Origin of the sequence: Pseudomonas gregormendelii, assembly GCF_017114825.1 — a bacterium.
GTDB classification, from domain to species: Bacteria; Pseudomonadota; Gammaproteobacteria; order Pseudomonadales; family Pseudomonadaceae; genus Aquipseudomonas; species Aquipseudomonas gregormendelii.
Genome location: NZ_JADEVO010000003.1, coordinates 1 through 21,462, shown reverse-complemented (window position 1 = coordinate 21,462; position 21,462 = coordinate 1). Strand labels below are relative to the sequence as shown.

Genomic DNA, 21,462 nt, shown 5'->3' with positions numbered 1-21,462 from the left:
AACATCTCGCCGATGAAAGGTTCGTCATCTATGGCCCAGGCCTTCCAGCATTTCGACGATGCACCTGCACCAACCCCGGTCGCCCGCAATGATCGCGCCAGGCTGGTGGTGGGCGGCGCTCAGCCATTGCGGTGGAGGTCTGGGAGTTGCCGAGCAGCGAACTGGGCTCGTTCCTCACCGGCATCCCGGCGCCTTTGGGCCTGGGTAAAGTGCAGTTGGCAGATGGCCGTTGGGAGAGCGGATTTATCTGTGAAAGTTATGGCCTGGAAGGCGCATTCGACATCAGCCATTGTGGCGGATGGCGTGCGTATCTGACAGATCGGCAGTGACCTCACGCTTCGCGAGCAAGCCCGCTCTTGCAGGAGCAAGGCTTGCCCGCGATGACACCCTCCCTGCCACCACCCGTCCTGATCCTTACCAATTCACCCTGCAAATCCCAAAGTTATTTCCCCGCAGTGCCTTTAGAATGTTTTGCACCGGATCATTGCCAACGGAATTGCCATGCCGCTTCGCTCGCCGCTGTATTCGCAACGTTCATTGGTTTTCACCCTGATTGCCTTGCTCGGCGCCGGCTTCCTGGCCACGTCCTTGCTCAGCTATTACGCCTCGCGCGCGTCGATCCGCGACAGCATCGTCAACACCGAGCTGCCGCTGACATCGGACACCGTCTATTCGGAAATCCAGAAAGACCTGGTCCGGCCGATCCTGATTTCCTCGATGATGTCCCGCGACACCTTCATGCGAGACTGGGTGGTGGACGGCGAGCAGAACCCCGAGCAGATGACCCGCTACCTCAATGAAGTGATGACGCACTACGGTGCCTACACCGCGTTTTTCGTCTCCAACGCCAGCCTCACCTACTACCACGCCAAAGGCGTGCTCAAGCAGATCAAGGTCACCGAGCCCCGCGATGCCTGGTACTTTCGCGTGCGCGACATGGCCGAGCCCTACGAGATCAACGTCGATCCGGACCTGGCCAACAAGGACAACCTGACCTTCTTCATCAACTACAAGGTCTATGACTACAACAACCGATTCATCGGCGCAGCAGGCGTCGGCCTGACCGTCGATGCGGTGATCAAGCTGATCGACCGCTACCAGCAGCGCTATCAACGCAGCGTGTACTTCGTCGACACCTTCGGCCGCCTGGTGCTGACCGGCGCAGAAGGCGGGCCTCAAGGCGCGCACATCGGGCAGACCCTGAGCGAACTCGACAGCATGAAGAGCCTCGTCAGCCAACTGCCCAAACCCAACAGCGGCAGCTACGAGTACTCGGTCCAGGGCGAGGGCCATTTCCTCAACGTGCGGTTTATTCCGGAGCTCAACTGGTACCTGTTCGTCGAAAAGCGCGAAGACGGCGCACTGAGCGAAATTCGTCATTCGCTGTACCTCAATTTGCTGATCTGCCTGCTCGTCACCCTGATCGTGCTGGCCCTGCTGAACCGTGTGATCAAGCGCTACCAGCGCCGCATCCACGCCCAGGCCACCCTCGACAGCCTGACCGACCTGCCCAACCGACGCGGCTTCGATCTGCTGGCCGCGCAAGCCATGCATGAAGCGCAGCGCGAGCCGAAACCGCTGACCGCGTTGCTGCTCGACCTGGACCATTTCAAGGCGTTGAACGACACCTATGGCCACCTCGCCGGCGACCAGGTACTGATCGGCTTTGCCCGGGACCTGGAAAGCTGCCTGCGCCATTCCGACATCGTCTGCCGCTGGGGCGGCGAAGAGTTCATTGTGTTGCTCAAAGACACCGATGGCGAGACTGGCCAGATGATCGCCGAGAAAATCCGCCGGCACGTCGAGCAGCAGGACTATGCCTATAACGGTCATTCGCTGAAGCTGACCGTGAGCATCGGCCTCACCACCCTGCAACCTGACGACACCTTGCACACATTGCTGTCCCGGGCGGATCATGCGATGTATCGGGCCAAGCAAACCGGCCGCAACCGCACCTGCGTGCTATCCCACTCAAGCAGTCCACACACCGTTCATGAATAAACCAGATACCTGCCCGGCCTGCGGTGCGCCCAACGATTGCACCCTGGCCGACCCGCGCACCGCCGCACGGGCCTGCTGGTGCTACGGCGTCAGCATCGACCCGGCAGTGCTTGAAGCCTTGCCCGCCGAACTGCGCAACGCCACCTGCCTGTGCCCCCGCTGCGCCGGCGTCGAGGCGCAACTGCAAGCAGGCGCCCGGCCGATCACGTAAGATACGCGGCCTTTTCCTGCCGACGCCCCGTCATGCGTGTAGACCGTTTTCTCAGCAATCTGCCGTGCTTCAACCGCAAGCAGGTGCGCCTGTTGCTGGTGGAAAAACGCGTGCGCATCGATGGCAGTATCGTCAGCGACCCGCACGCCGAAGTCCGCGAATTCAGCCGGGTCGAAGTCGATGGTGAGGTGTTACAGCCTGGCAAGCCCGTGCGTCACTACATGCTGCACAAACCCCCTGGCTGCGTCAGCGCTACCCGCGACCCGGAGCACCCGACCGTCCTCGACCTGATCCACGAGCCGGACAAGGAGGACTTGCACATCGCCGGTCGCCTGGACTTCAACACCACCGGCCTGATGCTCATCACCAACGACGGCAGCTGGTCGCGGCGCCTGACCCAGCCCCAGACCAAACTGCCCAAGGTCTATTACGTCGAGACCGAGCAACTGATCGGCCCCGAATATGCGCGCAAGTTTACCGAGGGCCTGTACTTCGCGTTCGAAGACCTGACCACCCTGCCCGCCAACCTGGAGGTGCTTGGCCCCAGGTCGGCACGCCTGAGCATCGTCGAAGGTCGGTATCACCAGGTGAAGCGCATGTTCGGCCACTTCGACAACAAAGTGCTGCGCCTGCACCGCGAGCGCATGGGGCCGCTGGTGCTCGACAGCTCGTTGAACCCGGGGGAATACCGCCCGCTGAGTGCCCAAGAGATCGAAATGATCTAAGCGGGCTACCGCTGAGCAGAAGTTGTCGAACAATTTGCCAAAGGTACTTGCGCGATGCCTTCGCCCCTGCTTGAATCAGGTCGTCAGCCGAAATGTGACTGATGAGTCACAACATACTTCTAAGAAACTTTTTGCCGGTTAGTGAACCCTCAGGTTCCGCCTCAGACCAGCAAACTGCCCGCCAATAATAATACCCGTCGACCTGCCTTACCGGATCGACATGGGCCTAGCAAAATTCCAGGCATATGCCTACCTGTCACAAAGCTCGTGCAATCTCATTTGCGCGCATACCCGCTTGCCAGGAGTCTTATGACATGAGGCCAGAAATCGCTGTGCTGGATATACAAGGTCAGTATCGGGTTTACACGGAGTTCTATCGCGCAGACGCCGCAGAGAAGACCATCATCTTGGTCAACGGCTCGATGGCCACGACTGCGTCGTTTGCACAAACCGTGAAAAACCTGCATCCGCAGTTCAACGTGGTCTGCTACGACCAGCCCTACGCGGGCAAGTCGAAGGCCCACAACCTGCACGAGAAATTGCTGACCAAGGAAGTCGAAGGGCAGATCCTGCTGGAGCTGATCGATCACTTCGCCGCCGAACACGTACTGTCGTTCTCCTGGGGCGGCGCCGCCACCCTGGTGGCACTCGCGCAGCAGCCACGGCGCATCGAAAAAGCCGTGATCAGCTCGTTCTCCCCGGAGATCAATGCGCACATGCTCGACTACCTCGAGCGCGGCATCGACTACCTCGGCAGCCGTGACGGCGACCGTGTCGGCAACCTGGTCAACAGCACCATCGGCAAGCACCTGCCAACGCTGTTCAAGCGCTTCAACTACCGCCACGTCAGCAGCCTGGCCGAGCACGAGTACGGGCAGATGCACTTCCACATCAGCGACCTGCTCAACAGTGACCGCCAGTGCTTCCTCAAGGCGTCAGAGAAGATCAAGGTGCCGGTGCTGTTCATGAATGGCGAATGGGACGAATACACCGCCGCCGACGGCGCGCAACTGTTCGCCAACCACGTGCAGCACAGCACCTTTACCACGCTGGAGGCGACCGGCCACTTCCTCGACATGGAACACAAGGCTGCCTGCCGCGACAGCCGCAACGCCCTGCTCGGCTTCCTCAAACCCGCGCAACATGAAAGCCGAACCCGTTACCACTACGTCCAGGATCACCATGCACTGGCAATCTGAAACAGAGTCATCGCGAGCAAGCCCCTCCCGCTGTGCAGGAGCAAGGCTTGCCCGCGATTGACCGCCGTATGGTTTTTTTGAACGGTTTCACCTGTACTAAAGCCTTGCACTTAAAGAAAAACTTCATTTCCGCGCGCACATCTGGTACAAAGTCAGCCGCTCTGAGCGGGTGTCGTATAATGGCATTACTCCAGCTTCCCAAGCTGATAACGAGGGTTCGATTCCCTTCACCCGCTCCACTCGGATTTCGCACTCGCGTTGTTGTTTTGACGGGAGATGCACGTAAAGAAAAAAACCGGCCTTGATGGCCGGTTTTTTTATTTCCACAGATTCCCCGGCACCACACCCGGACACCTGGAGAACCAGGCGCCCAAGCGCAGCACCCAGCTCAATCAGTCCGTCTCAAGCGTATAGCTCTTGCTCACAAACAACCCCGCGAACAACGACTTGTCTTCCTTGAAGCTGTACGCCTCCTTGAACTTGCCATCGGCAACCAGCTTTTGCGCAATCGCGCATTCCGAGTCGCTGTGCTGCTTGGCCTTGGCGCCGAAGTCGTTCTGGAACGTTGACAGGCCGGCCGCTGCGCAGTAACCGGCGAACTCCTTCTGCTTGGTCGCGGCCTGGTATTCGTCGAAGCCATCCTTGAGTTCATCAAAGCCCTTGTAGGTCAGCGAGTAGCTGGCCACCTTGGCTTTGCGCGCGAAGTTGCCCACGGCTTCGGCGATGACGGTTTGCCCGGTGGAGGTGCTGTAGGCGCCGACGATGAAGCCGCTGAACGCCGCCTTGAGCTGTTCCTGGACGTCGTCCAGCGGCGGTATCGAGGCGAATGAAGCCTCGCGTACGATGCGCCCGACTTCACTGCCGTCGTTGCGGTGTACTACCACGAATTTCATCGAGCCTTCACCGTCATCGGAGCGCTTGAGGGTGAAATCCAGGTCGACCTTGGTGCCGATATCGCCGGTAGCAGCGCTGATGAACGCACCGGTAAACGGCAGGCGGGCGACCATGTTGCTGCCCCACGAGAAGTTTGAGCTGACGACGCGACCGTACTGATCGACCTCGGCCCGCGGCTGGATTTCGTCTGCCACCTCCGACACCAGTACTACGTCACCACCTTTCTGCGAGAGGTAGGGATTGCTCAGGTCCAGGCCCAGCAACTGGACGTGGATCTCGCCGTCCTTGCTGTCGCCGGAGCGACTGACCTTCAGGGCATCGGCCTTGAGGTACACGCCACCCGCTTTGCCGCCACCGGTGGTGGAGGTGATCAGGTAGCGGGACCAGGCGGCCAGGCCGCTTTCCGCCGTATTGGCGTTGAGACCGGCGAGCATGCCCATCATGCTCTTGAGGAATTTGTCAGCGCCATTGGTATTGGCGGCGACCAGGCGGATCTCCGGGGCCTCCACAGTGAGGTTGCCGGACCAGAACGAATAGGATACGTCCCCTTCGTTCAGCACGTTCTCAAGGAAAAACTGTTCCTTGAGTTCGTCGTAATAACCCAGGGTTTCCTTTTTTCCGGCACTGGACAGCATCGAGCCGACAATGCCGAGGATCACCACGCCGGCGACCGCGGCGGCGATGATGATTTGTTTCTTGTTCATCGATTTCATATTGGCGGTGCCTTACTGAATTTGGGCGGAAGCTTGCTGCCAAGCTGTCACGTAGCGCTCGGAGACTTCAGGCGTCCAGCTGAAGTCGATGCCGGCGTTTGGAAATTCCTTGGCCAGCACGGCACCAAACGACACGCGGTCGGCGCAGTGATCCTGCTTGCAAGCCTCTGGATCGCCAACGGCGTATACGCGGAACGTTGGAATCGCACGGCCGTCTTCCAGGGGCAGGTAAGGCGTCATGTTCGCGGCATGGATCACGTACCACTGATCCTCCAGCTCTACATCGGCCTGGACCCGGCCCTTGCGCGGGAAGTCGATTTCATAGAAGTCGCCGCGTTTGCCGGTGACGTGAATCATCATCGGCACCGCCGAGGTCGAGGACGACGGATCGAGCAGGGTCATGGGTGCGGCGAACGTCACCTTGATCCCGGCCATCTGCGCCAGCGCTTCGGTCTCGCGGCCCTTGAACGCGGTCATGCCGTCCTTGAGCTGCTCGTAACGGGCGAGTACGCGGTTGTGCAGTTCAGCCATCTGCTGCTGCTGGCGACGGGCTTCACGCAGACGAGTCTCCTCACGACGCTGGGCGTAGTTGGTGCCTTCACGCGCATCGAAGTAGAACTCGCCACGGTTCTCACCCATGCGATTGCGCACGATCTTGTCCTTGTCGTCGTTGGAGTAGCCGGACGCCGGGTAGAGGGTTTCCAGGTTCTTGGCGATGAACAGGTTCGACAGGTCGACCGTGGTGGGCGAGGTTGCTTTCACCAGTTGATACACCTCCAGCACCGCACGCTTGTACTCCGCCGGATCGAGGGCGAAGCTTTCGTCCGCCGTGATCGCCACGTAGTACGGGTCGCTGCTGAACGGCGACAGGATGCGATAGGTGGAGCGCTGGTAAGCCAGGTACACCTTCATGCCACGCGCCGGGATTTCGCCGAGCTGGAACAGCGCCTGGTCGGCGTTGTTGCTGAGGAATGACAGCGACTTGCCTTTGACGGCGGCACTGATGGACTGATTGAACATCAACCCGCTCGGGTGCACGTAGGTGCGCGACCAGGTGTCCCCGCGATAGGTGTTGGGGATCGACCAGCGCAACTTGTCGAAAGCACCTTCGGCATAACCGGAGATGCCACAGGGCATCGCTGGAGTGGAGGCGAAGGCAAAGCTGGAGTCGTTTTCGTCGATAGCGCTTTTGCTGATCAACCATTTGCAGCCGCTGGCATCTGTGATGCCGACGAGATTCTTGTTGGCCAGGACCAGCGCACGGCCAAGGTCTGCGGACTGCACGGCAGCGACTGCTGCAGGCGGTGCGACGGGGGCTACGGGTGTTGGCGGGGCTGCTTGTGGGGCTGGGGCCGGTGCGGGAACCGGTGCAACAGCGACAGGTTCAGCCGGGGCTGGTGCTGGTGCTGGTGCTGGTGCTGGGACAGCAACAGGAGTAGCAACAGGAGCAGGAGCTGGTGCAACAACCACTGCAGCTGGGGCAACAGGGGCCGGCGCAACAGGTGCTACGGCTGGCGCTGGTGGTGCAGCCACCACTGGCGCTTCAACGACCGGTGAAACCGCAGCAGGCGCGGGTGCGACCGGCGCTGGTGCAGGCGCTGCGGCAGGAGCGGGAACGGCAGCGGGAGCGGGAGCGGGAGCGGCAGCAGCAGGAGCCGCCGGTGCAGCAACAGCCGCAACCACCGGAGCAGGCGCAACTGCCAGCGTCGCTATGCCCAGATTGCTCGCATTGCCCGCGCCAGAGGCGTAAACCACGCCCTTGGCATCGACCGCTTTCCAGCTGACTTTAGCCTGGGGACACTCCTGGCCGAGAATGAAAGGCAACTTGCTCAATAGCCCATTCAATGGCTTCTGATCATCCCAGGTGGGACGCTGCATGGTGATGGCGATTTCCGGCTGGCACCAGGTGGTGGCTTCGCCGTTGACGACAACGTGGATCTGCTCGGTTTTCGAGAAGGCAATCTCGTGTGCAAATGCTTGCGGCGCGAGGCCGCAAGCACTCATCACAGCGAGTGCGAGTGCGCGGTTTTTCATGGAGATCCTTAAATGAGTTCCCAGGTGCCGTTGGCTTGTTTGCAGAACGTGTTCTGTTCCTGCTCGCTCTTGCCGTCTGCCGCCTTGAGGCTGACGGTGACCGGCCGGCAGGCAGTTTCTGCGGCGACCTGCTGGGTCGGCAGGGCAGCAATAGCGTCAAGATCGAAGGCCTTGGTCTCGGTGTCGGCGGCCACGTCCATCTCGTCGAGATTGGCCGCCGGTTTCACGCTGCGGACCACGGCTGCAGATTTGGGCGAGACCAGATCTTTGCTGATGTAGCCCACGGTCACGCCCTTGCGCCCGACCAGAATCCAGTCACCGGTAGAACCCACTGCAGTGAACTCGGTACCCGCCTTGAGCCCGCCGACCTTCTCTGCCGTCTTGTTGGGCGCGGCCCGCACGTTGGAACTGCTCTTGGTCAGGTATTGCTCGTTGATGAGTTTCATCGACGGAACTGCGGCGATCTTTGGCGCGCGCTTTACTTCAACCGTCTTGGTCTCGGTGTACTCCTTGCCCTGCACGATCTGCGCGGTCGCGCCGGAATGGCCGGATGTCCAGGACACCGCTTTAGCCGAATCATTGGCCGGCAGGCTCAAGGCTTCCTGGGTACGCAATGCCAGGGCCTGCTTGTCCTGGTCGTCGAGCATCGAACCGATCTTGTTGCCGATGAAACCGCCGATGGCGCTGGTCAGCAGGACAGCGACAACCTTGCCATTGCCGTTGCCGATAAAGGAGCCAACGACTGCGCCGGCTACCATGCCAACTGCAGTACCAGCCTGCTGCTTGTTAATGCCCAATTGCGCACAACCGGAGGCGGCGGCGATGGACACTGCGAGGACGGCGACGACAAACTTTTTACGCACGGTGAAGCTCCCTTTCTTTCAGGTTCACTGGGGGGACGGAATTTTTTTCAGGCGAAATGACTGCGCCGCGCTGTTCGGAAACAGAGCGTTTAACGTAGGGTGGCGGAGTAAACGGAAGGCATTGCAAACCACGGGTACGGCAGACATCCAACTGATCCTTGTCAGAAATACAGGCGTACAACCCTGATTGAAAGGGTCTGCGCCAGCAGATGTAGCATATTGCCATCTCGCCGACGGATGCACCAGCCGCTCGTGCTCACCAACGCGACAGAGCACTTCGAACATGACTCAAAACATCTACGACGATCTCGAATTTTTCCAGGCCTACAGCCAGTTGGGCCGCTCGGTCGGTGGCCTGGATGCCGCGCCGGAGTGGCCTGCCCTCAAAGCACTGCTGCCACCCCTAAAAGACCTGAAGGTGGTGGACCTGGGGTGCGGTTATGGTTGGTTCTGCCGCTGGGCCAGTGAACAAGGCGCAGCCCGTGTGCTGGGGCTCGACGTCTCGGAAAAAATGCTCGAACGGGCCCGTCAGACCACCAGCGGCGCCACCGTGCAATACGCCCGCGCCGACCTGGAACACCTCGACCTGCCAGCCGCGCAATTCGACCTGGCCTACAGCTCGCTGGCGCTGCACTACATCAAGGATCTGCCAGCGCTATTCGCCACGATTCACGCAGCGCTGAAACCCGGCTCGCGTTTCGTCTTCTCGATTGAACACCCGATCTTCATGGCGCCGCGCAACCCCGGCTGGCTGACGGACAGCGAGGGCCACAAGCGCTGGCCGGTGGACAGTTATCAACGCGAAGGCGAACGGGTCACTAACTGGCTGGCCGATGGCGTGATCAAGCAGCATCGAACCGTCGGCACGTTGCTGAACACGCTGATCGCAGCGGGATTCAGCATCAGCCACGTCAATGAATGGGGCCCGAGCGACGCCGATGTGGTGGCGCTGCCGGCGCTCGCGGAAGAACGAGAGAGACCGATGATGATGCTGGTGGCGGTGGAGCGCTGACGAGCGCGCCGAATCACGACTGCCCCTGTAGGAGCAAAGCTTGCTCGCGATTGCGCACTGACAGCCACCATTGATGTCGACTGACACTACGCAATCGCGAGCAAGCTTTGCTCCCACAAGATTCAGCTCCAGATTTGCTGCAACAAGATTCAGATCCAGATTTGGTCCCAGTGGATTCAGGTCCGGAGAACCTGGCGCACTACCGGGTCGCGACAATAAACAACCGCGGAAACGGCAGCAGTACTGATCCATCTTCCAGCGCCGGATAAGCCTGCTCAACGCCCGCCAGATACTCCTGCAGAAAAGCATCGTGCTCTTTCTCATTCAGAGGCTCGAGAAACGGACGCAAACCACTGCCCTTGAACCATTCGACGACCCCCGAAGGCCCCGCAGCCAATGGGTGATGATAGGTGGTGAGCCAGACGTCGACCCGTGAACAGTGCGGGCGCAGCACGGCGTAATAATCGCTGGCGCTGGCGACCTCGGTGCGTTGCGCGGCAGCCCCGGCCAGTTTTTTTGCCCACGGCCCCGTCGCAGCCACCTCTCGCATCAAGCGGTGCGATGGCTGGTTGAGCGTGTCGGGCATCTGCACCGCCAGGCTGCCGCCCGGCGCCAGTTTGTCCACCAACGCGGGCAACAATGAGGCGTGATCAGGCAACCACTGCAACACTGCATTGGCGAAAATCACATCGAACGGACCCGTCTCGCTCCACTGATCGATGTCGGAAACATCGAACCGCACTTGGGGCAAGCGCTTGCGTGCGGCTTCGATCATGTCGCTGGAACTGTCCAGCCCGCGCAATGTGGCGTGGGGAAAGCGCTCCACCAACAGCTCCGTGGAGTTGCCCGGACCGCAGCCGATATCGATGGCCGAATGCACATCCCCTGGCGGTAGCGCGGCCAGCAGGTCGCGGGCGGGACGCGTGCGCTCATTTTCAAAAGCGACGTATTGTCTGGCAGACCAACTCATTGCGTTCTCCTGTAGGTGCGAAAGGGCCAGGCACAAGCTTCACGGCAAATTCGCACCCACAAAAATAGCACGGACCTATTTGTCCGCTGCCTCCTTGTCCTGCATCTGCACCGAAGACTTGGTGCCATCAGTGTTGTCCCGGGTTTCGTTATCGGAATTATCGAAGCAGCCTTGCAGGGCGAACAGGCAGCAGGAAAAGCAGAGAGTGCGCAGGATGTTCATGGGGGGGCTCCAACTCTAATGGGGTTTAACTAGTGACTCTCCAGAGCGGGCAAAGGTTGCGACTGTCACCGCGATCAACGTCGAGCGTGGCTTTTTTTGACTCGAGTAAAATGTAAGCAGAATTTTCCATGTGCCGGTGCTGTCACAAATTCAAGTGCACCCCAATAAGGAATCCGGCAATGAAATTCGCAAAGATCTCGCAGAAGCTCGCTCTGTGGGCCGGCAGCCCCAAGACGTTCATGGCGGCCTTGATCCTGATATTCCTCTGGGGCTTGAGCGGTCCGATATTTGGCTACAACGATACCTGGCAGCTGGTCATCAATACGTCCACCACGATTATCACCTTCCTCATGGTGTTCCTGATCCAGAACACGCAAAACCGCGACACCGACATTCTCCACCTGAAAATCGACGAGTTGCTGCGGGTCAACAAGGAAGCGCAAAACGCCATGTTGGGCCTCGAATTGCTCGACCTGAAACAGCTGGAAGCCTTGCGCAAACACTATCGGGCCATGGGCGAAAAAGACGTCCACGCCCTCGAAGGGCTGGCTGCGGCGAACAAGCGCAAACAAGACCTGAACGAATGCTGAGCAAAAAAAACGGCGCCTGTGATGGGCGCCGTTTTGCGTTACTGGAAGCTATCGACTGGCTTGCAGGGCCCTGGCCATCTGTAAGTGATTCTGCAACTTGGGCAGAGTCTCTTCGGCAAACGCCTTGATTTCCGGCACCTGCGTGGACTGCGCCTGTTGCTGCAGTTGCTGGATGGCTTCTTCAGTGGTTTTCACCTGACTGGCCGCATAGGCCTGGTCGAACGAAGCGCCGTCCTGCACCTCGGGCATCAGGGCCTTGGCTTTATCCACCACCACTTCCCGTGGCGCCACCGGCAAGTCCAGCTGCTTGGCTATCTTGGCCAGATGCTGGTTAGCGGTGGTGCGGTCGTTGATCACCACGATGGTGTAGTCCTTGACCTCCTTGGATTCGGTTTTCTGGTGCGCCAGGCGGCTGGCCTCGATGTCGGCCATGCCTTTGGCCGACGCATCGTTGATGAATTCGGCGGGTGACTGGGCGAAGGCATGGGTGGCAAACAACCCCAGTAACGTGGCAAAACTGATAGTGCGTAAACGGGTGGCCATCCGGCTCATGGTCGCGCCCTCCTCTTGAAGAATTCAAGCGCGAGCTTTCGCTCCCGCCTCCGGGTGATGACTGCGGCAGACAGCAGCCCGCATCACATAGGAAGTTCAAGAGCTTGAAAGGTTTAGTAAAGCTGACGCCAGTGCGACGAACGGTGGCCAATACAGAGCGATCAGGCTCAGACATCCAGGCGACGGCGATCTCTACGCTTGGCGCCGTACATCGCTTCGTCAGCATGGCGCAGCAGCTGCGACTCTTCGCTGCCATGCTCGGGGTAACGCGCGATGCCGATGCTGGTCTGGATGCTCATACCATGTCCGTCAAGGCGAAGGGGCTGAGCGAGCACCTGGCGTATATTAGCCGCCACCCGCTCGGGGTCTTGCCCGGCATCGATACGGTGCAGCAGCACGACGAACTCGTCTCCGCCCATACGGGCCACTGTGTCCGAACCGGTTACGCAACTCTTGAGTCGATGGGCGACCGCCTGTAACAGCAGATCACCAATGGCGTGACCGTGGGTATCGTTGACTTCCTTGAAGCGATCCAGATCGACATACAGCAAGGCCATTCGGCCGTCATTGAGATGCGCCGCTGTCAGCGCGGTTTTCAGGCGCTCGCGTAACAGGGTGCGGTTGGGCAACTGGGTCAGGGCGTCATGCCGAGCCATGTGATGCAAACGCGCGTGCAGTTGCTTGCGTTCAATGGCTGTTGCGACCTGGGCGCAGACGAAATGCAGCAGTTCCTGGTCCTGTTCGGTATAACGCAGGCCGTCCGGGCCGCTTTTGACCAGTACGGCGCCGATGGTGCCGTTCTGCGAGCTCAGCGGCACACCCAGCCAGCACGGCGAATCCTGGCTCGACACCAGCGCTTCAAAGCCTGCCGCCGCAGTGTGTTGCCCGGGTGTCAGCAACAGCGGCTGGCCGCTTCGAATGACCTCAGTGCACAGACGCTCGGTCACCGCTCCCGGCAGATCGGGCGAACACCCTGCTTCGTCGACGTGATAAGGAAACTGCAACGGTGCGCCATGCTCGTCGCACAGGGCCACGGTGAAATTCAGCGCCGGCAGCCATTCACCAATGATCGAGTGGATGCGCTTGAACAATGCCAGCAAATCTTCAGCCGCGTGGGCGGCCTCGGAAATCGCGTACAGCGCGGCTTGTCGGGACTCGGCCTGCTTGCGCCCGGTGATGTCTCGGGCCACGGCGATGCGCAGCTGATCGACTTCAGACCAGCGCGCCGACCAGAGAAGGTGCACGACGCGGCCATCCTTGCGCACGTAGCGATTTTCGAAGTTGAGTTTGGGCTCGCCGCCCATGATTTCCCGGGCGGCGTCGAGCGTGCGCTGCCGATCGGCGGGATGTACCAGGTCGATCATCCGCTGACCGATCAGCTCGTCGGCGGTATAGCCAAATACCTGTTCGCAGGCCGCACTGATGAACACGAAGGTGCCTTGCTTGTCGACGGCGCAAACCGCGTCCAGCAGCAAATCGATGTAACTCGCCAGGGGCGCGGAATTTCTGCTTGCCATGATGCTCCGGCGATTCGCCTCAAGTCCTGTCAGTCACCAGCCCGGGCAATGCATGCGCCAGGGCATTGATGGCGAAACCGATAAACATCACGCCACACAACCGGGTGATCAATAACTCATGGCGTTGGTACAAGGTCCGCACCTGACGGGTACCGACGATGCCAATGAGGATAGCGTAGGCTACCAGGCCGCCGAGAAAACTCAGCACGATCAACCAGGGCAGCATCGACCAGTTGAGCAACTCTGCCCGGCTGGACAACAGCGCGGTGAATGTTGCAACCGCCACCGGATACGCCTTGGGATTGGTCAGTCCGAACATAATGCCGTGCCAGAACGGCTGCCGCGCCGCGCCTTGGGGCGCCTCGCCACTGCCACGCCTGGCACGCACTGCGCGCCATCCGAGCCAGAACAGATACAGCCCGCTGAGCACGCCCAGCACGTCGAACGCGGTGCTGCCGATCTCCCGCGCACCCACTATGGCGATCAGTGCTGTACTGCACCAGACCACATCCCCGAGCAAATGCCCACACAAAAAACCTGCCCCGGCCCGCCGCCCTCGCGCTGCACCGATGCCAAACACCGCCAACACACCGGGCCCCGGTGTAATGCCGTAGATAAAACCCGAGGCGAGAACGGCCATGAGCAACGATGGGGTCATCGGTAAATCCTTTGAACGACGGGGTGACTGCACGCCAGTCTATCTCAGGTCTTGGGGCAGCCAATGTATTCTTCGTCGATACGCTCTCCTGTGGGAGTCAAGCTTGCTCGCGATAGTGGTCAATCAGCCGATAAAAGTTTTGAGCACCAGCCCGTCATCGCGAGCAAGCTCTGCCCCCCACAACGTGCAGGGGCTCTGCGAGCCCCTGCACCCGCCCGAAAAACAACTTAAAACGCGCTGCGGAAAATCTCCTCGATCTGGCGCTGATCCGCTGGGCGCGGGTTGGTCAGGCCGCAGGCGTCTTTGAGGGCGTTGGTAGCCAGGATCGGGATGTCGCTGAGTTTGGCACCCAGGTCGCGCAGGCCGGCGGGGATCTCGACGTCACGCGCCAGGGTGCGGATCGCGGCGATGGCGGCCTGGGCGCCCTCCTCCGGACTGAAGCCGCGGATATCGGCGCCCATGGCGTGGGCCACATCGGTCAGGCGGTCGGCGCAGACCAGCGCGTTGAAGCTCTGCACGTGAGGCAGCAGTACGGCATTGCAAACGCCATGGGGCAGGTCGTAAAAACCGCCCAACTGGTGGGCCATGGCGTGGACGAATCCCAAGGACGCATTGTTGAACGCCATGCCCGCGAGGAACTGCGCGTACGCCATGTTTTCCCGGGCCGCCAGGTCGCTGCCGTCGCGTACGGCCAGACGCAGGTTGTTGCTGATCAGGGTGACGGCTTTGAGCGCGCAGGCATCGGTGATCGGGTTGGCAGCGGTCGACACGTAGGCTTCGATGGCGTGGGTCAATGCGTCCATGCCGGTGGCTGCCGTGAGGCTCTTGGGCATCGCGACCATCAGCGCCGGGTCGTTGACCGACAGCAGCGGTGTAACGTTGCGGTCGACGATGGCCATTTTCACGTGACGGGATTCGTCGGTGATGATGCAGAAGCGGGTCATCTCGCTGGCGGTGCCGGCAGTGGTGTTGATGGCGATCAGCGGCAGTTGCGGCTGGCTGGATTGATCAACGCCTTCATAGTCGCGGATCTGCCCGCCGTTGGTGGCGCACAGGGCGATGCCCTTGGCGCAGTCATGGGGCGAACCGCCGCCCAGCGACACCACGAAATCACACCGGCTTTCCTTGAGCAGACCAAGGCCCAGTTCGACGTTGGCGATGCTCGGGTTCGGCCTAGCGCCGTCAAAGATCACCGATTCGATGTCCAGCAGCGCCAGCTTCCCGGCGATCATGCCGGCGACGCCGGCCTTGGCCAGCCCGGTATCGGTGACGATCAGGGCCTTGCGAAACCCGTACTTGCCAATGGCAACCATGGCTTCGTCAAGGCAGCCGATGCCCATGATGTTCACGGCGGGGATAAAAAATGTGCTGCTCATGAGCGAATCTCCTGACAGGAGCCGAACCGGTGATACCGACCCAGCGGGTACCCACAGGATCGACCCATCGGCGATGCGCTAACTTGATCTGGCTCAACGTCGGGTCGTGATAAAGTCACCGCCCATCAGACCTTTTGCTTCGAGACTCTCACCGCAATGACCGATTTCCAGGATGTTGATGCCCAACTTGAAGACTGGAATGCCTTGCGCGCCACCGCCTCGCTTGATGGCCTGCTGGTGGGCAATGGCGCCAGTCGCGCCGTGTGGGATGATTTTGGCTATGACTCGCTGTTTGAAAACGCCCGCACGGTTGAAGAAAAACCCTTGAGCCAATCCGAGCTGAGCGTATTTGACGCGTTGCAGACACGCAGTTTCGAACAGGTCCTCAGCGCGCTGAAAACCACCAGCCGGGTAAACAAGGCCCTGGCGGTGAGCTCCGCCGCCCCGCGCAATCGCTACTATGCGATCAAGGAAGCGCTGATCAACACTGTGCATGCGGTGCATATTCCCTGGCGCCTGATCGTGCCTGCCACACTGGCTGCCATCAGTCAGGAGCTGGGCCGATACCGGACGGTGTTTACCACCAACTATGATCTGCTCAACCACTGGGCGATCCAGCACCAGCCAGATGCGATCAGCGACCTGTTCCAGGGCACCGAACCACGCTTTGACCTGAGTGCCGCGGCCACGGACAAAACCCGCTTGCTGTACCTGCACGGCGGCCTGCACCTGGTGCGCAACCAGGACGGCACGGCGCGCAAACTGATGACGACCGAGGGCACGTTGCTGGGCAGCTTTGCCATCAACAACACGATCAAGACCCTGGACGACGTGCCACTGTTCGTGAATGAGGGACAGTCCCAGGACAAGCTCAGGACCATCCGCAGCTCGGACTATCTGTCGTTCTGCTATGACCAGCTACTGGGGCATGGCGAGGGTTTGTGCATTTTCGGGCATGCGTTGGGCGAGCAGGACAACCACATCATCCAGGCGCTGCGCCAGGCGCAACCCAAGGTGGTGGCGATTTCGATTTATCCGCGCAGCAAGGCGTTTATCCAGCACCAGAAGCGGCATTACGCGAGGGTGTTCGAGGGGACGGGGTCAGCGTTGCGGTTTTTTGATGCCAAGACGCATGCGTTGGGCAGCCCCAAGCTCACCGTACCGGTGGAGGTATAGCGCTGGGGCGGCCGACGCCATCGCGAGTAGGCTCACTCCCACCGGGGGATGTGTGTCAGGCTTGAGGGAGGGTGATCAGAGCACCGGCAGAGTCTTGTCCTTGATCACCGTGCTCGGGCCATTGGCCTTGACGCTGGTGATGCCTTTTTCCAGTGCCGAAGCGTTGGCGTAGGATTCGCTGCTGCCGATGACCTCGTGATTGCCGGCCTTTAGATTGAAGTAAGGATGGCCGTCTTTGGTGGTCTTCCTTTCGTAGCGTTCTTCCAGCGGGCTGTTGCTCTGCACTGCCGCAATGCCTTTGTCGGCAGCGGCGCGGGTGGTGTACAACTCGCTGGTCAGAATGGTTTCGGCATTCGCGGCCTTCAGGACAAATCTGTACTGGCCACTGCTGCTTTTGCTCACTTCGTACCATCCGGACATGCTGGTGCTCCTGGGCAATTGAGAGGTTTCGCGCTTCAGAGTAAAGACCAGCCGAGGTTTTTTGTCGCCTGTCCGCGATGGCGGCGACGCGGTTAACGCTACTTCACCGCCGCGCGCACCACCGATAACTCCGGCGCCTGCCCCCGCCGCTGACTCAGATACCGCGTGCAACTCACCCTTAGAAACGAAGCAAAATTCACCACCTCGCCGCGGTAGTCCATCACCTCTTCATACAGCTTGGCGATCAACTGGTTGGTGGTCATGCCGTCGACTTCGGCGATTTCGCCCAGGATGTCCCAGAACTGGTTTTCCAGGCGCAGCGTGGTCACCACCCCGCAAATGCGTAGCGAGCGGGAGCGCGATTCGTAGAGGATCGGATCGGCTTTGACGTAGAGCTCGCACATCGCAATGTCCCTCGTTACAGCGTGATTTGGGTGCCCAGCAATCCGAGAAAACCCGCGAGCCAGCTCGGGTGCGCCGGCCAGGCGGGCGCAGTGGCCAGATTGCCTTGAACGTGGCCCTGCGTCACCGGGATATCGATGAACGTACCTCCGGCAAGGCGCACCTCCGGAGCACAGGCCGGATAGGCGCTGCACTCGCGGCCTTCAAGCACCCCGGCGGCGGCCAGCAGTTGCGCACCGTGGCACACGGCAGCGATCGGCTTGCCGGCCTGGTCAAACGCTCTCACCAGATCCAGGACCTGTTCATTGAGGCGCAGGTATTCCGGAGCGCGGCCGCCGGGAATGACCAGCGCGTCGTAGTCCTGTGCCTTGACCTGGGCGAAGTCGAAGTTCAGGGCGAACAGGTGGCCGGGTTTTTCACTGTAGGTCTGGTCGCCTTCGAAGTCATGAATCGCAGTGCGCACGGTCTGGCCGGCGCTCTTGTCCGGGCACACCGCATGCACCGTGTGACCGACCATGAGTAATGCCTGGAACGGCACCATCACTTCGTAGTCTTCGACGTAATCGCCGACCAGCAGCAGAATTTTCTTGGCCGCCATAAGGGGCACTCCTTGGGGGTACAGGGGAGTATTGAAGGTAGTCTTTATCTGTAGGGGTGGGTAATAACCTGCTACTACGGCATGGCGTTGGGATGGGTTGGTTCGGGCTGTAGCTGCGGCTGCGGTTGTATGCGGACGGCGTAAGAGCTGGCGTAGCCTGCGATCTTTTGGCGGTGTCGGAGGGGACGCAAGATCAAGATCGAGATCAAGAGATCGCAGCCTTCGGCAACTCCTACGTTCGGGGATTACCCGAACTGTACACCCAACTCTGTGCCTATCTGTAACCGTCCAGGCGCGGTGGATTGTGGCTAGATGAAGCCACGCTCCATCAACCCTGATCCCGGTCCCCATCATGTCCTCGCGCGAAAACACCGGCATGGCCCTCGGCCTGCTAGGCGTAGTGATCTTCAGCCTCACCCTGCCCTTCACACGGATCGTCGTGCAGGAAATCCATCCCTTGCTCAACGGCCTGGGGCGAGCCCTGTTTGCGGCAGTACCGGCGGCGCTGCTTCTGCTGTGGCAGCGAGAGAAATGGCCCACCTGGAAACAGATCAAAGGCCTGACGCTGGTAATCGCCGGGGTGATTCTGGGCTTTCCGGTGCTTTCGGCCTGGGCGATGCAAACGTTGCCGGCATCCCACGGGGCGCTGGTGAACGGGCTGCAACCCTTGTGCGTGGCGCTGTACGCCGCCTGGTTGTCCCACGAGCGGCCGTCAAAAGCCTTCTGGGCCTGCGCCGCGCTGGGCAGCGCGCTGGTGCTCGGTTATGCATTGATCAGCGGCGCGGGTAGCATCCAGGCCGGTGACTTGCTGATGTTGGGTGCGATTGCCGTGGGCGGCCTGGGGTATGCGGAGGGAGGCCGGCTGGCCAAGGAAATGGGCGGCTGGCAAGTGATCTGCTGGGCGCTGGTGCTGTCGACGCCGCTGTTGATCGGACCAGTGCTTTACCTGGCGCTGCAACATCAGGGCGAGATCTCCGCCAGGACCTGGTGGGCTTTCGGCTACGTTTCACTGTTTTCGCAGTTCATCGGTTTTTTCGCCTGGTACGCCGGGCTGGCCATGGGCGGGATCGCCCGGGTCAGTCAGATCCAGTTGCTGCAGATCTTTTTCACCATTGCCTTTTCTGCGTTGTTCTTCGGCGAACACGTTGAGCCGATCACCTGGGTGTTTGCTGGCGGGGTGATTGTGACGGTCATGCTGGGACGCAAGACTGCAGTCAAACCTGCCCGCATCGAGACCTCATGAGGCCTCGCCGCCCGGAGCAGGCGCAACGCTTGCTCACGATATCGAGATCGCCATCGCCATCGCCATCGCGAGCAAGCTTTGCTCCTACAGGCATGGTCACCCTTCAGAGGTAACCATCAGCCCGCAGCAAGGTTTCCAGGCAGTGCTCGCTGATATGGTAGAAGTCCTTCAGCTCCTGGATCTTCAGCAGCAACTGCGCCGGGTCCACGGGCTCGGCGCGCTTGACTGCCAGGATCATCTTGTTTTTGTTGGTGTGGTCCAGCGAGATGAACTCGAACACCTTGGTTTCATAACCGCAGGCTTCCAGGAACAGCGCACGCAGGCTGTCGGTGACCATTTCCGCCTGCTGCCCCAGATGCAGCCCGTATTGCAACATCGGCTTGAGTAAAGCCGGGCTCTGAATCTGCAGGCGGATCTGTTTGTGGCAGCACGGCGAACACATGATGATCGAGGCGCCCGACCGAATGCCGGTATGGATCGCGTAGTCAGTGGCAATGTCACACGCATGCAAGGCGATCATCACCTCCAGTTCGCTCGGCGCCACGCTGCGCACGTCACCGCATTTGAACACCAGCCCCGGATGCTCGAGCTTGGCAGCAGCGGCATTGCACAGGGTCACCATGTCTTCGCGCAGCTCGACTCCAGTCACTTCGCCCTCGGCGTGCAGCGTGTTGCGCAGGTAATCGTGAATCGCGAACGTCAGGTAGCCCTTGCCTGAGCCAAAATCGGCGACCCGAACCGGCTTGTCCAGCGCAAGTGGCGAGGTGGTGAGGGCGTGGCTGAACACCTCGATGAACTTGTTGATCTGCTTCCACTTACGCGACATCGCCGGGATGAGTTCGTGTTTCCCGTTGGTCACGCCGAGGTCGGCAAGGAACGGCCGGCTGAGGTCCAGAAAACGATTCTTCTCGCGGTTGTGCTCGGCGGACGGCACTTCGCGCAGTTGCTGGGGTTTACTTTTGAACAGCGAACTCTTGCCCTTTTTACTGTATTCGAGCTGGGCTTCGTCAGTCACCGACAGCAAGTGGGCATTCTTGAACGAGGCTGGCAGCAAAGCGCCAATGCTGGCCACGCCCTCGCCCAGCGCCAGGTTCCTGGTGATATCGCGGGTCTTGTAACGGTAGACAAAAGACAGGCACGGCTGATCCTTTACCGTCAGCTGCTTGATGATCACGCGCTGCAAATCCGGCTCGTCACCGACGTACTTGGCCAGTACCAACTTGATAAACGCATGCTGCTCCAGGCTTGAACGCAGCAAGTCGATGAACTGCGCGTGGTGATCCGGCGCGAGGCTGGCGGGGGTGGCAACAATGGACATGGCAGAAACAGCCTCAGGCGGAGCAAACAGGGAATGCCGCTATTTTAAGGGGGATGGCCGCTTTGGGCACGGGGTTATTTGCCACAGGTCCTGAAACCTAACCCAATACCACCAGACGGTTGGGCAACTCGTTCCTGGCATGGGTAACCGGCACATGCACCTTCAGCAACTCGCCACAGGCCTCGACGCAGGTCACGAACCCCTGCAAGGTTTGACCCTTTTTCACCTGGTGGGTAAAGGTCGAGACAATCGCGTCCCAGGTCTTGTTATCCAGGCGACTGGAGATCCCTTCATCCACCAGGATTTCCACATAACGCTCGGCTTCGCAGACAAAAATCAGCATCCCGGTGCTGCCCACCGTATGGTGCAGGTTCTGTTCCAGGAACTGTCGGCGCGCCAGGTTCGATGCACGCCAATGCCGCACCGACCGAGGGATGAGGTGGGTAGTGATGCGCGGGATGCGGAACAGCAGGCACAACACGATAAAGCTCCCCCATTGCACCAGCAGCAGGCTGTGCAGGGTCAGCCAGCCGGTCAGGTAATGCACGACACCCGGCACCACCAGGGCCAGCAGGCTGGCCCACAGCAGTGGAATGTAGGCATAGTCGTCCGCACGAGCGGCGAGCACGGTGACCAGTTCGGCGTCGGTCTCGCGCTCCACCCGCGCGATCGCTTCGGCGACCTTGCGCTGTTCGTGTTCATTCAGTAATGCCATATCAGAAACGCTCGCTCACTTATTGAGCGAGCGTTTCTGATATGGCATTACTG

Annotated in this window: 22 protein-coding genes, 1 tRNA gene and 1 pseudogene; 10 read left to right on the top strand and 14 right to left on the bottom strand. The window is 60.3% G+C overall.

The genetic code is table 11. The features are described 5' to 3' along the window. Window positions 1-27 precede the first annotated feature (27 nt). From IMW75_RS03140 to IMW75_RS03115, 6 genes and pseudogenes are all read left to right on the top strand, one after another. Window positions 28-329, top strand: a pseudogene (locus IMW75_RS03140) (allophanate hydrolase-related protein); the annotation flags it as partial. 172 nt (window positions 330-501) lie between these two features. Further along, window positions 502-2,001: a sensor domain-containing diguanylate cyclase gene (locus IMW75_RS03135; RefSeq protein ID WP_045058796.1), complete on the top strand. Its 1,500-nt coding sequence runs from the start codon at window positions 502-504 to the stop codon at window positions 1,999-2,001. Then, window positions 1,994-2,212 (top strand): cysteine-rich CWC family protein, encoded by a 219-nt coding sequence (locus IMW75_RS03130; RefSeq protein WP_045058797.1) that lies wholly within the window; start codon window positions 1,994-1,996, stop codon window positions 2,210-2,212. Before IMW75_RS03135 ends, IMW75_RS03130 begins: the two co-directional genes overlap by 8 nt. 32 nt (window positions 2,213-2,244) lie before the next feature. Continuing rightward, entirely contained in the window at window positions 2,245-2,937 is a 693-nt protein-coding gene (locus IMW75_RS03125) for a pseudouridine synthase (RefSeq protein WP_205891850.1), read from the top strand. A 314-nt stretch (window positions 2,938-3,251) separates the two neighbouring features. Then, entirely contained in the window at window positions 3,252-4,136 is an 885-nt protein-coding gene (locus tag IMW75_RS03120; RefSeq protein WP_045058799.1) for an alpha/beta fold hydrolase, read from the top strand. Between the two features lie 165 nt (window positions 4,137-4,301). Next, window positions 4,302-4,375, top strand: a tRNA-Gly gene (locus IMW75_RS03115). A 153-nt stretch (window positions 4,376-4,528) separates the two neighbouring features. On the opposite strand, the gene IMW75_RS03110 is transcribed toward IMW75_RS03115, so the two are convergent. The 3 genes from IMW75_RS03110 to IMW75_RS03100 are packed head-to-tail and all read right to left on the bottom strand — an operon-like array spanning window position 4,529 to window position 8,640. Further along, the gene (locus IMW75_RS03110; protein ID WP_236695846.1) at window positions 4,529-5,734 is read right to left on the bottom strand and encodes a hypothetical protein; all 1,206 of its coding nucleotides are present in this window, start codon (window positions 5,732-5,734) and stop codon (window positions 4,529-4,531) included. Between the two features lie 21 nt (window positions 5,735-5,755). Further along, window positions 5,756-7,777, bottom strand: a complete 2,022-nt coding sequence (locus IMW75_RS03105; protein WP_205891849.1) for a hypothetical protein — start codon at window positions 7,775-7,777, stop codon at window positions 5,756-5,758. An 8-nt stretch (window positions 7,778-7,785) separates the two neighbouring features. Further along, a complete protein-coding gene (locus IMW75_RS03100; RefSeq protein WP_205891848.1) occupies window positions 7,786-8,640 on the bottom strand; it encodes an SH3 domain-containing protein in 855 nt (284 codons plus the stop codon). A 283-nt stretch (window positions 8,641-8,923) separates the two neighbouring features. Here IMW75_RS03100 and IMW75_RS03095 point away from each other — a divergent pair, with 283 nt between their 5' ends. After that, on the top strand, window positions 8,924-9,652 hold the full coding sequence (locus IMW75_RS03095) for a class I SAM-dependent methyltransferase (RefSeq protein ID WP_045060249.1): 729 nt from the start codon (window positions 8,924-8,926) through the stop codon (window positions 9,650-9,652). Window positions 9,653-9,851: 199 nt separating this feature from the next. On the opposite strand, the gene tam is transcribed toward IMW75_RS03095, so the two are convergent. Beyond that, window positions 9,852-10,622, bottom strand: a complete 771-nt coding sequence (gene tam / locus IMW75_RS03090; RefSeq protein WP_205891847.1) for a trans-aconitate 2-methyltransferase — start codon at window positions 10,620-10,622, stop codon at window positions 9,852-9,854. Window positions 10,623-10,697: 75 nt separating this feature from the next. Continuing rightward, a complete protein-coding gene (locus IMW75_RS03085; protein ID WP_205891846.1) occupies window positions 10,698-10,844 on the bottom strand; it encodes a hypothetical protein in 147 nt (48 codons plus the stop codon). Window positions 10,845-11,023: 179 nt separating this feature from the next. Here IMW75_RS03085 and IMW75_RS03080 point away from each other — a divergent pair, with 179 nt between their 5' ends. Further along, window positions 11,024-11,434 (top strand): low affinity iron permease family protein, encoded by a 411-nt coding sequence (locus IMW75_RS03080; RefSeq protein WP_045060251.1) that lies wholly within the window; start codon window positions 11,024-11,026, stop codon window positions 11,432-11,434. Between the two features lie 48 nt (window positions 11,435-11,482). Here IMW75_RS03080 and IMW75_RS03075 read toward each other — a convergent pair whose 3' ends face one another. The 4 genes from IMW75_RS03075 to yiaY all read right to left on the bottom strand — a co-directional run bounded on the left by IMW75_RS03075 (window position 11,483) and on the right by yiaY (window position 15,537). After that, window positions 11,483-11,986, bottom strand: a complete 504-nt coding sequence (locus IMW75_RS03075; RefSeq protein ID WP_122837792.1) for a DUF4142 domain-containing protein — start codon at window positions 11,984-11,986, stop codon at window positions 11,483-11,485. A 167-nt stretch (window positions 11,987-12,153) separates the two neighbouring features. Next, the gene (locus IMW75_RS03070; RefSeq protein ID WP_205891845.1) at window positions 12,154-13,503 is read right to left on the bottom strand and encodes a sensor domain-containing protein; all 1,350 of its coding nucleotides are present in this window, start codon (window positions 13,501-13,503) and stop codon (window positions 12,154-12,156) included. Between the two features lie 19 nt (window positions 13,504-13,522). Further along, window positions 13,523-14,161 carry a LysE family translocator gene (locus IMW75_RS03065; RefSeq protein WP_205891844.1) on the bottom strand — a complete coding sequence of 213 codons (639 nt, stop codon included), beginning with the start codon at window positions 14,159-14,161 and terminating at the stop codon, window positions 13,523-13,525. 227 nt (window positions 14,162-14,388) lie between these two features. Beyond that, window positions 14,389-15,537 (bottom strand): L-threonine dehydrogenase, encoded by a 1,149-nt coding sequence (yiaY, locus tag IMW75_RS03060; RefSeq protein ID WP_045060255.1) that lies wholly within the window; start codon window positions 15,535-15,537, stop codon window positions 14,389-14,391. Between the two features lie 156 nt (window positions 15,538-15,693). Between yiaY and IMW75_RS03055 the strand changes: the two genes are divergently transcribed. Beyond that, window positions 15,694-16,713 (top strand): DUF4917 family protein, encoded by a 1,020-nt coding sequence (locus IMW75_RS03055; RefSeq protein WP_205891843.1) that lies wholly within the window; start codon window positions 15,694-15,696, stop codon window positions 16,711-16,713. A 75-nt stretch (window positions 16,714-16,788) separates the two neighbouring features. On the opposite strand, the gene IMW75_RS03050 is transcribed toward IMW75_RS03055, so the two are convergent. The 3 genes from IMW75_RS03050 to IMW75_RS03040 all read right to left on the bottom strand — a co-directional run bounded on the left by IMW75_RS03050 (window position 16,789) and on the right by IMW75_RS03040 (window position 18,133). Next, on the bottom strand, window positions 16,789-17,133 hold the full coding sequence (locus tag IMW75_RS03050) for a YegP family protein (protein ID WP_045060257.1): 345 nt from the start codon (window positions 17,131-17,133) through the stop codon (window positions 16,789-16,791). A 98-nt stretch (window positions 17,134-17,231) separates the two neighbouring features. Beyond that, on the bottom strand, window positions 17,232-17,537 hold the full coding sequence (locus IMW75_RS03045; RefSeq protein WP_045060258.1) for a ribbon-helix-helix domain-containing protein: 306 nt from the start codon (window positions 17,535-17,537) through the stop codon (window positions 17,232-17,234). 14 nt (window positions 17,538-17,551) lie between these two features. Then, window positions 17,552-18,133 (bottom strand): DJ-1/PfpI family protein, encoded by a 582-nt coding sequence (locus IMW75_RS03040; protein ID WP_045060259.1) that lies wholly within the window; start codon window positions 18,131-18,133, stop codon window positions 17,552-17,554. A 352-nt stretch (window positions 18,134-18,485) separates the two neighbouring features. Between IMW75_RS03040 and IMW75_RS03035 the strand changes: the two genes are divergently transcribed. Then, window positions 18,486-19,376 (top strand): DMT family transporter, encoded by an 891-nt coding sequence (locus IMW75_RS03035; RefSeq protein WP_205891842.1) that lies wholly within the window; start codon window positions 18,486-18,488, stop codon window positions 19,374-19,376. Between the two features lie 103 nt (window positions 19,377-19,479). Here IMW75_RS03035 and IMW75_RS03030 read toward each other — a convergent pair whose 3' ends face one another. Further along, a complete protein-coding gene (locus IMW75_RS03030) occupies window positions 19,480-20,694 on the bottom strand; it encodes a class I SAM-dependent methyltransferase (RefSeq protein ID WP_205891841.1) in 1,215 nt (404 codons plus the stop codon). A 97-nt stretch (window positions 20,695-20,791) separates the two neighbouring features. Then, window positions 20,792-21,409 (bottom strand): TPM domain-containing protein, encoded by a 618-nt coding sequence (locus tag IMW75_RS03025; RefSeq protein WP_205891840.1) that lies wholly within the window; start codon window positions 21,407-21,409, stop codon window positions 20,792-20,794. Between the last annotated feature and the right edge of the window lie 53 nt (window positions 21,410-21,462).

Excerpts from the sequence above, each read along its gene's own strand:
- IMW75_RS03030 (WP_205891841.1), bottom strand. The coding sequence starts at position 20,694 with ATGTCCATTGTTGCCACCCCCGCCAGCCTCGCGCCGGATCACCACGCG.
- IMW75_RS03065 (WP_205891844.1), bottom strand. The coding sequence starts at position 14,161 with ATGACCCCATCGTTGCTCATGGCCGTTCTCGCCTCGGGTTTTATCTAC.
- IMW75_RS03105 (WP_205891849.1), bottom strand. The coding sequence starts at position 7,777 with ATGAAAAACCGCGCACTCGCACTCGCTGTGATGAGTGCTTGCGGCCTC.
- IMW75_RS03130 (WP_045058797.1), top strand. The coding sequence starts at position 1,994 with ATGAATAAACCAGATACCTGCCCGGCCTGCGGTGCGCCCAACGATTGC.
- IMW75_RS03050 (WP_045060257.1), bottom strand. The coding sequence starts at position 17,133 with ATGTCCGGATGGTACGAAGTGAGCAAAAGCAGCAGTGGCCAGTACAGA.
- IMW75_RS03070 (WP_205891845.1), bottom strand. The coding sequence starts at position 13,503 with ATGGCAAGCAGAAATTCCGCGCCCCTGGCGAGTTACATCGATTTGCTG.
- IMW75_RS03135 (WP_045058796.1), top strand. The coding sequence starts at position 502 with ATGCCGCTTCGCTCGCCGCTGTATTCGCAACGTTCATTGGTTTTCACC.
- IMW75_RS03075 (WP_122837792.1), bottom strand. The coding sequence starts at position 11,986 with ATGAGCCGGATGGCCACCCGTTTACGCACTATCAGTTTTGCCACGTTA.
- IMW75_RS03045 (WP_045060258.1), bottom strand. The coding sequence starts at position 17,537 with ATGTGCGAGCTCTACGTCAAAGCCGATCCGATCCTCTACGAATCGCGC.
- IMW75_RS03080 (WP_045060251.1), top strand. The coding sequence starts at position 11,024 with ATGAAATTCGCAAAGATCTCGCAGAAGCTCGCTCTGTGGGCCGGCAGC.
- IMW75_RS03095 (WP_045060249.1), top strand. The coding sequence starts at position 8,924 with ATGACTCAAAACATCTACGACGATCTCGAATTTTTCCAGGCCTACAGC.
- IMW75_RS03120 (WP_045058799.1), top strand. The coding sequence starts at position 3,252 with ATGAGGCCAGAAATCGCTGTGCTGGATATACAAGGTCAGTATCGGGTT.
- IMW75_RS03125 (WP_205891850.1), top strand. The coding sequence starts at position 2,245 with ATGCGTGTAGACCGTTTTCTCAGCAATCTGCCGTGCTTCAACCGCAAG.
- IMW75_RS03085 (WP_205891846.1), bottom strand. The coding sequence starts at position 10,844 with ATGAACATCCTGCGCACTCTCTGCTTTTCCTGCTGCCTGTTCGCCCTG.
- IMW75_RS03025 (WP_205891840.1), bottom strand. The coding sequence starts at position 21,409 with ATGGCATTACTGAATGAACACGAACAGCGCAAGGTCGCCGAAGCGATC.
- IMW75_RS03035 (WP_205891842.1), top strand. The coding sequence starts at position 18,486 with ATGTCCTCGCGCGAAAACACCGGCATGGCCCTCGGCCTGCTAGGCGTA.
- tam (WP_205891847.1), bottom strand. The coding sequence starts at position 10,622 with ATGAGTTGGTCTGCCAGACAATACGTCGCTTTTGAAAATGAGCGCACG.
- IMW75_RS03110 (WP_236695846.1), bottom strand. The coding sequence starts at position 5,734 with ATGAACAAGAAACAAATCATCATCGCCGCCGCGGTCGCCGGCGTGGTG.
- yiaY (WP_045060255.1), bottom strand. The coding sequence starts at position 15,537 with ATGAGCAGCACATTTTTTATCCCCGCCGTGAACATCATGGGCATCGGC.
- IMW75_RS03055 (WP_205891843.1), top strand. The coding sequence starts at position 15,694 with ATGACCGATTTCCAGGATGTTGATGCCCAACTTGAAGACTGGAATGCC.
- IMW75_RS03040 (WP_045060259.1), bottom strand. The coding sequence starts at position 18,133 with ATGGCGGCCAAGAAAATTCTGCTGCTGGTCGGCGATTACGTCGAAGAC.